Source organism: Pseudomonas sp. GW821-FHT01C01 (genome assembly GCF_059422645.1).
Genome location: NZ_JBWKXF010000005.1, coordinates 73,998 through 86,133 on the forward strand (window position 1 = coordinate 73,998; position 12,136 = coordinate 86,133).

Consider the following 12,136-nt stretch of genomic DNA (forward strand, 5'->3'; position numbering starts at 1 on the left):
GCGCGTTCACGCCAAGGAGCTTTGCATGCGCCAGAAACCCACCATACTCGCCCGCGAAATTGTCGCCACCAGTCGATTGTTCTGCGTGGAAGAGCTGAAGCTGCGCTTTTCCAATGGCGTGGAGCGCACCTATGAACGCCTGGTCGGCAAAGGTGCCGGGTACGGTGCGGTGATGATCGTGGCGATGCTGGATGCTGAGCATGCGGTGCTGGTCGAGGAGTATTGCGGCGGCACGGATGAATATGAAATGTCGTTGCCCAAGGGCTTGATCGAGCCGGGCGAAGACGTGCTGGCGGCGGCCGAGCGTGAACTCAAGGAAGAGGCCGGTTTCGGCGCGCGGCAACTGGAGCACCTGACCGAGCTGTCGCTTTCCCCCGGTTACATGAGCCAGAAGATTCAAGTGGTGCTGGCCACCGACCTCTACGAGGAGCGTCTGGAGGGCGACGAGCCAGAGCCGATGCGGGTGGACAAGGTCAATCTGCGTGAGCTCTCGGCGCTGGCACAAAACCCGCAATTTACCGAAGGCCGTGCCTTGGCGGCGCTGTACCTGGCCCGTGACCTGTTGACTCAGCGCGGAGCGTTCCAGCCATGAACTTCCCACATCCGTTGATGGCACCGGTGGTTGAACTGGCCTTGCAGGCTGGCGAGGCGATCCTGCCGTTCTGGCGTACAGGCACGGCCGTCACGGCGAAGGCTGATGATTCGCCGGTGACGGCTGCTGACCTGGCCGCTCACCACCTGATCCTGGCCGGGCTGACGGCGCTCGATCCGAACATCCCGGTGCTCTCCGAAGAAGACGCCAACATTCCCCAAAGCGTGCGTGCCGGATGGCAGCGCTGGTGGCTGGTCGATCCGCTGGATGGCACCAAGGAGTTCATCAGCGGCAGCGAGGAGTTCACCGTCAACATCGCCCTGATCGAAAACGGTCGGGTGGTGTTCGGCGTGGTGTCGATGCCGACCAACGGGCGTTTTTATGTCGGTGGTGCCGGGCTCGGCGCGTGGCGTGGTGATAAGGGCGGCACGCCGATGGCGATTCAGGTGCGAGATGTCCCGGCGCCAGGCGAGTCGTTCACCGTGGTGGCCAGCCGTCGTCATTCGAGTCCGGAGCAGGAGCGATTGCTGGCCGGGTTGAGCGCCAGCCTTGGCGAGTTGCAACTGGCCAATATCGGCAGTTCGCTGAAGTTCTGCCTGCTGGCGGAAGGGGCGGCGGATTGCTATCCGCGCCTGGCACCGACTTCGCAGTGGGACACGGCGGCGGCGCAAGGTGTGCTGGAAGGCGCCGGCGGTGAAGTGCTGGAGTTGAGCGGTGAACCGTTCAGCTATCCGGCACGGGAGTCGCTGTTGAATGCGTTCTTTTTGGCGCTGCCGGCGAAGGCGGCGTGGCGGGACAAGTTGCTGGAACTCGCCCGGTCCTGATATTCACACGCTTTTGTGGCGAGGGAGCTTGCTCCCGTCGGGTCGCGAAGCGGCCCCAATGCTTTATTGCGGCTACTGCGTAGCCTAACGGGAGCAAGCTCCCTCGCCACAAGGTTTTCGCATTGGCCTAACGCTCACCGGTGCAGCACGTATTGCCCCACAAACCTCACCGCATCCTCATCACGGCCTTCATTGACGACCCGCGTATGCAGCGTCAACCGCGCTCGGCTGTATCGCTGGAACGTGCTCAGGAATTTCTTCCAGATCACCGGATCCGGCGCCTGGCAAATGGCGTTTGCATCGCCCGTCACCGGCAGCGGATAGCTGATCTGCCCTTCCTGAATCACGATGTGCCCGTCTGTAATCCCTTCTTCCTTAAGACGCAAATGCAGCCAGCCCCAACCAGCCAGGACCGCGCCGCAATACAGGCTGCCGCCGAACATGGTGCTCTTGTGGTTGACGTTGGCGTCCAGCGGCAAGTGCAGGCGCAGTTGCTGGTCATGCCAGTCGAGCACTTTGAGGCCCATGTCCCGGGTGAGGGGAATGTCGTGATGGAGAACGGATTCCAGTTGTCGACTGTCGCGGCTCATTCAGGGGCCTCTTGCTCGAAGTGGATGATTGGACGGTAGCTCAATCGAGGTCATCAGGGTGGGCCGGGGCGCCACTGTCGGCGAAACTCAGACCGTGCTTGCGCAGTTTGTCGTGCAGGGTCTTGCGCGGAATGCCGAGGGCTTCGGCGACACTGCGCACCGAACTGTGCGAGCGTGCCAGTTCGGCGGCAATCAGGGTTTTTTCGAAGTTTTCCACTTGTTCGCTCAGCCCGCCGCTGACCACTTCCACCGGAGTTCCGGCCGCGTGCGATGACTCGCTGTTGTCCAGCGCCAGTTCCAGGCCCAGGGCAAAACGTTCAGCAGCGTTTTGCAGTTCACGCACATTGCCGGGCCAGGCGTGGCGCAGCAGCAAGGCACGTTGCCCCGGTTGCAGCTCATGGGGCGGCAAGCCGTGGCGGGCACTGGCTTCATCGGCAAAATGCTGGAACAGCATCAAGGCGTCTTCGCCCCGTTCGCGCAACGGTGGAATCCGCAACGGTGCGACGTTCAGGCGGTAATACAAGTCGGCGCGAAAACGCCCCTGATCGGCCGCCTGACGCAGGTCTTCCTTGGTGGCGGCGATGATGCGGATGTCCAGCGGGATCAACTGATTGCCGCCCAGGCGTTCGACCACCCGTTCTTGCAGCAAACGCAGCAATTTGACCTGCACGTCCAGGCTCATGCTTTCGATTTCATCGAGGAACAGCGTGCCACCGTTGGCAAATTCGAATTTGCCGATGCGGCGTTTCTGAGCGCCAGTGAAGGCGCCGGGTTCGTGGCCGAACAGTTCGCTTTCCACGACCGACTCGGCGAGAGCACCGGCGTTGATGGCTACGAAGGGTCCGTTACGGCGATTCGATAAATCGTGCAGCGCCCGGGCCACGACTTCTTTGCCGGCGCCGGTTTCGCCGAGGATCAGCACGTCGGCCCTGGTCGCCGCCAGGGCGCCAATCTGCTCGCGCAGGCGCAGCATCGAAGGTGATTGGCCAACCAGTCGTGTGCTCAGCTCGTTGCGATCACTCAAGGCCAGCCGCAGGCTGCGGTTGTCCAGCACCAGCCGGCGAAGGGCCAATGCACGGCGCACGCTGTCGAGCAGGGCATCGCTGGCGAAGGGTTTTTCCAGAAAGTCATAGGCCCCGGCGCGCATGGCCTGCACCGCCAGCGGCACATCGCCGTGGCCGGTGATCAGCAGCACCGGCAACTCTGGGTCCTGGGCGTGCAGTTCGGTCAACAGTTCCAGACCGTCCATGCCGGGCATGCGGATGTCACTGACCACCACGCCCGGCCAGTCCCGTTCAAGTTGCGCGGCCAGGCCTTTGGCTTCGGCCAGCGGCAGGATTTTCAGGCCAGCCAGATCCAGTGTTTGGCTCAGGGCCTGGCGCAAGTGGGGATCGTCGTCGATCAACACGACCTGAATGCGGCTGTCGATGGTCATGCACTTCGGTCCTCGGACGGTTGCAGGCTCACGCCCGGTGCGCCTGCGCGCAGCTTCAGGGTAATCAGGGCGCCGCCCTCCTTGTGGTTGGCGAACGACAGTTCACCGCCGAAGGCGCGCATCAGGGTTTCGCAAATCGCCAGCCCTAAACCGAGGCCCTGGGTTCGGGTCTTGGTGGTGTAGAACGGCTCGCTGGCACGCCCAAGGGCTTCCATGCAAAAGCCGGGGCCATTGTCGCGAATGTACAGGTTGACGCCATCGGCCGTGGATTGGGCACTTAGCCAGAGTTTACGCGGCGGGCCTTTTTCCGTCAGGGCATCCAGGGCGTTGGCCAGCAGATTACCGAGCACCTGACGCAAGCGGGTTTCCCCGGCTTCGACCCACAAGGTGGCGGCGGGCAAGTCGCGGATCAGCTCGACGTCCATGCTGCGTCGGCGCTTGGCCAGCAGGGCCAGGGCATCATCCAGCGCCGGTTGCAGGGCGACGCTTTCCGGGGCGTGCCGGTCGCGCCGGGCGAAGGCGCGCAGGTGGGCGATGATCGAGGCCATGCGGCCGGTCAATTCGCTGATCAGCTTGAGGTTGCCGCGGGCATCGTCGGTGCGCTGGTGGTCGAGCAGCACTTCGGCATTTTCCGCGTAGCTGCGAATCGCTGCCAGCGGCTGGTTGAGTTCGTGGCTGATGCTCGCCGACATCGTGCCCAGTGCCGACAATTTGCCGGCCTGCACCAGATCATCCTGGGCGCGTACCAGTTCCTGCTGGGCCTGTTCGCGTTCCAGCACTTCCTGTTTCAGGCGCCGGTTCAGGCCTTCTAGATCGCTGGTGCGTTCGGCGACCCGGCCTTCCAGCTCGCGGCGGGCCTTGGCTTCGAAGGCAATGCGTTCGAGGTAATGGCGGCGGCGCTGCATCATCAGACCGAGCAGCAGCATCAACACCAACAGCGTTGCACCACCGATGGCCACCACCGTGCGCACCGGGCGGTCGATCAAGGTTCGCGGGGCGAGGATGCTGACATTCCAGCCGGTTTCGGTGATTTGCTGAGTCTGGGTCAGCCAGGCATTGGGATTGAGCTCCAGCGGTTTTGGATCGCGGGTCGGGTAGGGTTGAATCGCGGTGATGGCCTTGCTTTCTTCCTCGTTCAACGGGCGGGTCGAGCGGAATCGCCACTCCGGTCGCGACGTGAGAATGACGACGCCGTTGTGGTCGGTCAGCAGCAGTTGTTCCGGGGTTTTGCCCCACAGGCTTTCGGTGTGGTCGAGGTCGACCTTGACCACCAGCACACCGACGATTTTCTCGCCATCACGCACACCGGCGGCGAAGAAGTAACCGCGCTTGGCGGAGGTGGTGCCCAGCCCGAAAAAGCGCCCGAGCTGTCCGGCCATGGCTTCGCTGAAATACGGCCGGAAGGAAAAATTGCGCCCGACGAAACTGTCGTGTTTGTCCCAGTTGGAGGCCGCCAGGGTCTTGCCGGTGGCATCCATCAGGTACATGACTTCGGCGCCGGTCTGGGTGGCGATATTTTTCAACAGGCGGTTGGCATTGCCTTGGGTGACGCCGTCGTCCGGTGCGCCGAGAACCGCGCGTAGAGCCGGCAGGTCGCCGAGGATCTGCGGTAACACTTCATAGCGGTGCAGGGTACCCAACAGGTTGGCGACGTAGAGGTCGAGGGTCTGACGATTCTGACTGGCCAGTTCGCTGCGGTAATAGCGCTCGGCAAGATGCTCCAGCGGCCACAGCAACGGCGCCAGGCACAGTGCCAGCAGGGCCAGGCTGCGCCAACGGGGTCTGGGAGGGAGAGTCGGTTTCATGAGCAGCATGCGCCTGTGGGTACAGGCGCATTATGCCTAGGCTTGCGGGCGCAGTCTGCGCGGCAAGTGATACTGCGATCGGGACGGTGAGTCAGGAAAAAACGTCAGCATCCTTGAACAGTGGCGCGGCCTGATCCTTGGCGGACAGCAAGGGCGCAAACTCCAGTTGCCAGTCGATGGCCAGGTCCGGATCGTCCCAGCGAATGCTGCGTTCGGCGGACGGGGTGTAGTAATCGGTGGTTTTGTAGAGGAATTCGGCGAATTCGCTCAGCACCACGAAACCGTGGGCGAAGCCTTCCGGTACCCAGAGTTGGCGATGGTTGTCGGCAGACAGGCGCACGGCGACCCATTTGCCGAAGTTCGGCGAGCTGCGGCGAATGTCCACGGTCACATCGAGTACTTCACCGTCGGTGACCCGGACCAGTTTGCCCTGGGTGTGTTCCAGTTGGTAATGCAGGCCGCGCAGCACGCCTTTTTGCGAGCGGGAGTGATTGTCCTGAACGAACTGAGTGTCCAGGCCGGTGGCCTCTTTGAAAGCCCTGGCGTTGAAGCTCTCATAGAAGAAACCACGTTCGTCACCAAAGACCTTGGGTTCGAGGATAAGAACACCGGGCAGGTCGGTGGTCACTACATTCATGGTGTTACTCCAGCTGATGTGTGAGATGGCCGCCATTCTTGCGCAAAGTGCCATTCGAGGCGAGTACCGGAACAAAACCTGTGGGAGCGGGCTTGCTCGCGAAGAGGGCGTGTCAGTCACATTCAGGCTGCCTGTCACCCCGCCTTCGCGAGCAAGCCCGCTCCCACAATTGCCCTCCTACAGGCTTGCGGGGGGTTGCGTATCGCCCGAAGCAGTGGCGATATAGGCGCCTAATAAAATTTCAGGGGTCGTTGTATGCCGCTCGCCACGTTGATTCATCGCGCCAGTTTGCCCAGCCCGCAGGTGTCTGCGGAGCAAGCGCTAGAGCTGCTGGAAGATCATTACGGGTTCAGCGGACGGTTGCAGGCCCTTGGCAGCCAGCAAGACCTGAACTACCGCGTCGACAGCGAGCGGGGGCGTTTTGTCCTGAAAATCTGCCGTGGCGATTATTCGGCGCTGGAGATTCAAGCCCAGCACGCTGGCCTCAAGCATCTGGACGGACACCCACAGGTGCATGTACCACGGGTGATGCCGGCAAAAAACGGTGCAGACCTGCTGTCACTGGAGGTGGGTGGCCAGGCGGTGCATGTGCGACTGCTCGATTACATCGAAGGCCAGCCCTTGACGAGCCTCGGGCATTTCAGTCGTACGGTGGTGGCCGGTTTCGGCCGCCTGTGCGGTGAAATGGACCTGGCCCTGGCGGACTTCGACCATCCGGGTCTGGTGCGAACCCTGCAATGGGATGCCCGCCATGCCCACGCCTTGATCGCGCATTTGTTGCCGGTGATCAAGGATGAAGCCCAGCGCAAACTGATCGTCGAAGCATCCGTACAAGCCGAGCGGCATTTGCAGCCATTGGAAGACAAACTGCCGGTGCAGGCCATTCACATGGACATCACCGACGACAACGTGGTGTGGCAGCGCGATGCGCAACGCCATTGGCAGCTGCAAGGCGTGATCGATTTCGGCGATCTGGTGCGCACCTGGCGCATTACCGATCTGTCGGTGACCTGCGCCGCGCTGCTGCATCATGGCGAGGGCGATCCGTTCTGCATTTTGCCGGCAATCCAGGCGTATCACGCGGTCAACCCGTTGCAGCACGAAGAGCTGCTGGCGCTGTGGCCGCTGATCGTCGCCCGTGCGGCGGTGTTGGTGCTCAGCGGCGAACAGCAGGTCAGCATCGATCCGGGCAATGCCTACAGCCGCGATAACCTGGTTCATGAATGGGAAATCTTCCGTGTGGCCACATCGGTGCCATTGGCGTTGATGGAAGCGGCGATTCTCACGGCCGTCGGCCAGAACCTGCCAACCATCGGCAGCGAAGGCTTTGCGCCACTGTTGCCGAGCCTGGTGGGACGAGAGTTTGCACTGATCGACCTGGGCGTACTCAGTCCGCATTTCGAGGCCGGGAACTGGGAGCAGGAGGGTGTCGACCAGCGCCTGCTGGATGAAGCAGCCACGGCCCATGGTCTGGCGGCCAGCCGTTATGGGCAATACCGTTTGTCCCGCACCCGGCCGGACAGCGCGGCTGAACCGGACACTTGCCCGTTGCACGTCGAGTTGCGCGCGCCTCAGGGCACGGCGGTCGAAGCGCCGTTTGCCGGCGTGGTGCATCACCCATCGGCGGGCGTGCTGCAACTGGACGGCCCGCAATTGAGTGTGCGGCTATGGGGCGTCACCCCGTCGCTGCACAACGGTGCGGCGCTGGTCAAAGGCCAGGTGTTGGGTTCGGTCAGCGGGCCATTGATTGTGCAGTTGTGCCGGGGCGCGTCGATTGACGCGCCGCTGTTCTGTACCCCTTCGCGCGCGGCGGCATGGCAAGCGTTGTGCCCGTCGCCGGCAGCGTTGCTGGGACTGGCCTGTGATGCCGAAGCAGAACTCGATGGGCCGACCCTGCTGGCCCGGCGGGATGCCAGCTTCGCCCGCACGCAAAAACACTATTACGTCGATCCGCCGCGCATCGAGCGTGGCTGGCGCAACCATCTGATCGACATGCAGGGCCGCTCCTACCTCGACATGCTCAACAACGTCGCGGTATTGGGCCACGGTCACCCGCGTATGGCGGCGGTTGCCAGTCGGCAGTGGTCGTTGCTCAACACCAACTCGCGCTTCAACTACGCAGCCGTGGCCGAGTTCTCCGAGCGTTTGCTGAAGCTGTCTCCGGATGGTATGGACCGCGTGTTCCTGGTCAACAGCGGGAGTGAGGCCAACGATCTGGCGATTCGCCTGGCGTGGGCCTTCAGCGGCGGCCGAGACATGCTTAGTGTGCTGGAGGCCTATCACGGCTGGACGGTCGGCGCAGACTCGGTGTCGACCTCGATCGCCGACAACCCCAAGGCCTTGAGCAGCCGCCCGGACTGGGTGCACCCGGTGACCGCGCCAAACACCTATCGCGGTGAATTCCGTGGCCCCGACAGTGCGCCGGATTATGTTCGCAGCGTCGAGCACAACCTGGCGAAAATCGCCGGGCAGGAACGCCAACTGGCCGGTTTCATCTGCGAACCGGTGTATGGCAATGCCGGCGGTATCTCGCTGCCACCGGGCTATCTGCAGCAAGTCTATGCAATGGTCCGGGCCCGGGGCGGTGTGTGCATCGCCGACGAAGTACAGGTCGGCTACGGACGCATGGGCGATTTCTTCTGGGGCTTCGAAGAGCAAGGCGTGGTGCCGGACATCATCACCATGGCCAAAGGCATGGGCAACGGCCAGCCACTGGGCGCGGTCATCACCCGCCGGGAAATCGCCGAGGCGCTCGAGGCCGAGGGTTACTTCTTCTCGTCCGCCGGTGGCAGTCCGGTCAGTTGCCAGGTCGGCATGGCCGTGCTGGATGTGATGGAAGAGGAAAAACTCTGGGAGAACGCCCAGGTCGTTGGCGGCCACTTCAAGCAGCGCCTCGAAGCGTTGATCGATATTCATCCGTTAGTGGGCGCGGTGCATGGTTCCGGTTTTTACCTGGGCGTCGAACTGATCCGCAACCGCGAAACCCTGGAGCCGGCCACCGAAGAAACCACCGCGCTGTGCGATCGCTTGCGTGAGCTGGGGATCTTCATGCAGCCGACCGGCGATTACCTGAACATCCTCAAGATCAAACCGCCGATGGTCACCTCACGTCAGAGCGTGGACTTCTTCGTGGACATGCTGTCGAAGGTGCTCGCAGAAGGCCTGTAAACCGGTCCACCCAATGTGGGAGCGGGCTTGCTCGCGAAGAGGGCGGTCCATCCGAAGTATTTTTTGCGTTTGGAGTACCGCTTTCGCGAGCAAGCCCGCTCCCACATAGAGGTAGTGGTATTAGTTCGATTGATATCGGCTTTTTGTCGATTATTTTTGTAACTGCGGATTGACGGTGCTTTAAAAGCCGATATTTATCGGATATAAAGTCGCCACAGTCCACGGCGTGTACCCATGCGCTTTCTTTTCTGTCAGGCATCAACGCCACTCTGGAGTCCTGAGTCATGACCACGTTGAACAGCACCCCTCGCGCCGACGGCTTCTACATGCCAGCCGAATGGGCACCCCAAACCCAGGCTTGGATGATCTGGCCCGAGCGCCCGGACAACTGGCGCCTGGGTGGCAAACCGGCACAAGCCGCGCACGCGGCAGTGGCCAAGGCCATCGCCCGTTTCGAACCGGTGACCGTGGCGGTTTCCGCCGGCCAGTACGAAAACGCCCGTGCCCGTCTGGACGTGCCGAATATTCGCGTGGTGGAAATGTCCAGTGACGACGCCTGGGTTCGCGACTCCGGACCGACCTTCGTCATCAATAACAGTGGCGAAGTCCGTGGCGTGAACTGGGACTTCAATGCCTGGGGCGGTTTTGACGGCGGCCTGTATTCGCCGTGGAACCGAGACTCGCAGGTTGGTGGCAAGATCCTCGAGATCGAGCGCAGCCCGCGTTACCGCACCGAAGGCTTCGTGCTTGAAGGCGGTTCGATTCACGTCGATGGCGAAGGCACCCTGATCACCACTGAAGAGTGCCTGCTCAATCGCAATCGCAATCCGCACATGAATCGCGCGGAAATCGAAGCGGTCCTGAGTGCGAACCTGGCTGTGGATAAAATCATCTGGCTGCCGGATGGCTTGTTCAACGACGAAACCGATGGCCATGTGGATAACTTCTGCTGCTACGTGCGTCCGGGCGAAGTGCTGCTGGCCTGGACCGATGATCCGCAGGACCCGAACTACCCGCGCTGCCAGGCGGCGATGAAAGTGCTGCAAAGCAGCACCGACGCCAAGGGCCGCCCGTTCAAGGTGCACAAAATGCCGATCCCGGGTCCGCTGTTTGCGACCGAGGAAGAGTGCGCCGGTGTCGATCCGGTCGATGGTACGCAGGAACGTAATCCTACCGTTCGCCTGGCTGGTTCCTACGTGAACTTCCTGATCGTCAACGGCGGCATCATCGCGCCGAGCTTTGACGACCCTCAGGATGGCCCGGCAAAGGAAATCTTGCAGAGCCTGTTCCCACAGCATGAAGTGGTGATGGTGCCAGGCCGCGAACTGTTACTGGGTGGCGGCAATATTCACTGTCTTACCCAGCAGCAACCCGCGCCGCACAAGGAGTGAGTGAGGTTGTAACAGCTTGAGTTGATTGCGAAATCCCTCAGGCTGTCGATCTGCCTCCCGCGTTGCACAGAGCCCGCAGCCCTTCAGGGTTGCGGGCTTTTTTGTATCTGCCTGGGCACATTCAGAAACCTTGGCACAGCTCTTGTATCTCTGCTGTTGTAACTCGGGGAGGGGAGGACTTCGATGTTCTGTCATAAACCTTGGATATGTTAGCCGCTCACAAACCGGGAGAGAGCGCTGAAATGAACGCCGAAGTGAATGTTGTGGGCGAAAAGGCGTTGCATCCCCTGGCAGTAAACAGCGAATCGCTCCAGATCCTGGCGCACTGGTTCAAGTCCAATGGAATGCGTCAGATCAGCGAAACTGATCCGCGCCGGACGATGATCGAGCGTTACCCTGCTGGTTTATTCAGCGAGGCGGAACTGGATGCGTTGTGGGATGTGATGGAAGGATAAGAAGAACAACAACGGATTGATCAAGAAAAGCGCTGCCGGGATGGCAGCGCTTTTTTTTGCCCGTGTTTTGTATGAACGACTGTAGGAGCTGGCTTGCCAGCGAAGGCCAGCTGTCATTCACCATCAATCTTGAATGTACAAACCTCTTCGCTGGCAAGCCAGCTCCTACACGTGTTGCGGTGTTCAGGTCGCGGTCCCCCCAGGTTACGCGGCGCCCAGCTCGTTCCTGCGGGAGCATTCGACCGATTCCTGAAACAGACTGAAAGCCGTTCCGGTGTTTTTCAGTCATGAACTCAGGGCTAATCTGCCGGCATCGATTTTTGCCGGAGCCTGCCATGATCCTCCACTACATTTACGACCCGTTATGCGGTTGGTGCTACGGCGCCAAACCGCTGGTGCAAGCCGCCCAGGCTGTGCTGCCCGTGATTGCCCACGGCGGCGGCATGATGACGGGGGCCAATCGGCAACGGGTCTCGCCGCAACTGCGCAATTACGTCATGCCTCACGACCGGCGTATCGCTGAGTACAGCGGGCAGCCGTTCGGTGAAGCCTATTTCGAAGGTTTGCTGCGTGATCACACCGCCGTGTTCGACTCGACGCCACCGATTGCTGCGGTGCTGGCTGCCGAGCAAATGACAGGTTGCGGGCTGGAGTTGCTGGGGCGTTTGCAAAGTGCTCACTACGTGGAGGGGCGCCGCATCGCCGACGAATCGGTACTGTTTGAACTTGCCCAAGGCATGGGGCTGGACCAACAAGCTTTCGAAAGAGCCTTCATGGCTGCCGACACCGAAGGCCATATCAGTAACAGCCGGGCGTTCCTGGCCAAGGTGGGCGGGCAGGGCTTTCCGACCTTGGCACTTGAGCACAATGACCAGTTCACTTTGATCGATATCGGGCCGTGGCTGGGCAAACCCCAGGCATTTGCACAGTGGCTGGGTCAGTCGCTCCCCGAGCAGGACTCATCCAATTCCGTAGCAGTTTGTGGTCTCGATAGCTGCATTGATTGAATATTCCTGCCGCGTAAAGCAATTTCTTAGACGATTTTTACCTGTTTCTAGAAGATTCATGAAATTGACACGTCATTGAGCGCGCAGCTACGATTCGGCCCAACGCCTGTGGCCGACTGCCACAACTCAAAAACAATAAAGGGCCCGCCGCGAGAAATCGTGGGCGGGCCTTTTTGTTTTCGTATTGAAATAAGAGCGCGACAGCGCCGTTTCGGCCGTTCGACACAGTGCG

Annotated in this window: 10 protein-coding genes; 6 read left to right on the forward strand and 4 right to left on the reverse strand. The window is 61.3% G+C overall.

Annotation, left to right across the window (positions count from 1 at the left end):
• The first annotated feature begins 25 nt into the window (after window positions 1–25).
• Both nudE and cysQ read left to right on the forward strand, forming a co-directional pair.
• Window positions 26–592 carry an ADP compounds hydrolase NudE gene (gene nudE, locus AC07XF_RS05150; protein ID WP_103396869.1) on the forward strand — a complete coding sequence of 189 codons (567 nt, stop codon included), beginning with the start codon at window positions 26–28 and terminating at the stop codon, window positions 590–592.
• Entirely contained in the window at window positions 589–1,416 is an 828-nt protein-coding gene (gene cysQ / locus AC07XF_RS05155; protein WP_495025655.1) for a 3'(2'),5'-bisphosphate nucleotidase CysQ, read from the forward strand. The genes nudE and cysQ overlap by 4 nt, the downstream gene beginning before the upstream one ends.
• Before the next feature lie 134 nt (window positions 1,417–1,550).
• Here the strand turns inward: cysQ and AC07XF_RS05160 are convergent, their stop codons facing one another.
• The 4 genes from AC07XF_RS05160 to rfbC all read right to left on the reverse strand — a co-directional run bounded on the left by AC07XF_RS05160 (window position 1,551) and on the right by rfbC (window position 5,883).
• The gene (locus tag AC07XF_RS05160; protein WP_495025656.1) at window positions 1,551–2,006 is read right to left on the reverse strand and encodes a YiiD C-terminal domain-containing protein; all 456 of its coding nucleotides are present in this window, start codon (window positions 2,004–2,006) and stop codon (window positions 1,551–1,553) included.
• Between the two features lie 40 nt (window positions 2,007–2,046).
• A complete protein-coding gene (locus AC07XF_RS05165) occupies window positions 2,047–3,441 on the reverse strand; it encodes a sigma-54-dependent transcriptional regulator (RefSeq protein ID WP_495025657.1) in 1,395 nt (464 codons plus the stop codon).
• Entirely contained in the window at window positions 3,438–5,246 is a 1,809-nt protein-coding gene (locus tag AC07XF_RS05170; RefSeq protein ID WP_495025658.1) for a sensor histidine kinase, read from the reverse strand. Before AC07XF_RS05170 ends, AC07XF_RS05165 begins: the two co-directional genes overlap by 4 nt.
• Before the next feature lie 91 nt (window positions 5,247–5,337).
• Window positions 5,338–5,883: a dTDP-4-dehydrorhamnose 3,5-epimerase gene (gene rfbC / locus AC07XF_RS05175; protein WP_495025659.1), complete on the reverse strand. Its 546-nt coding sequence runs from the start codon at window positions 5,881–5,883 to the stop codon at window positions 5,338–5,340.
• Window positions 5,884–6,138: 255 nt separating this feature from the next.
• Here rfbC and AC07XF_RS05180 point away from each other — a divergent pair, with 255 nt between their 5' ends.
• The 4 genes from AC07XF_RS05180 to AC07XF_RS05195 all read left to right on the forward strand — a co-directional run bounded on the left by AC07XF_RS05180 (window position 6,139) and on the right by AC07XF_RS05195 (window position 11,904).
• Window positions 6,139–9,051, forward strand: coding sequence for an aminotransferase (locus AC07XF_RS05180; RefSeq protein ID WP_495025660.1), 2,913 nt, complete (start codon window positions 6,139–6,141; stop codon window positions 9,049–9,051).
• A gap of 284 nt (window positions 9,052–9,335) precedes the next feature.
• Entirely contained in the window at window positions 9,336–10,442 is a 1,107-nt protein-coding gene (gene aguA, locus AC07XF_RS05185; protein WP_495025661.1) for an agmatine deiminase, read from the forward strand.
• A 242-nt stretch (window positions 10,443–10,684) separates the two neighbouring features.
• Window positions 10,685–10,897, forward strand: coding sequence for a hypothetical protein (locus AC07XF_RS05190; RefSeq protein WP_008003171.1), 213 nt, complete (start codon window positions 10,685–10,687; stop codon window positions 10,895–10,897).
• Window positions 10,898–11,232: 335 nt separating this feature from the next.
• Window positions 11,233–11,904 carry a DsbA family protein gene (locus AC07XF_RS05195; RefSeq protein ID WP_495025662.1) on the forward strand — a complete coding sequence of 224 codons (672 nt, stop codon included), beginning with the start codon at window positions 11,233–11,235 and terminating at the stop codon, window positions 11,902–11,904.
• The last annotated feature ends 232 nt before the right edge of the window (window positions 11,905–12,136 follow it).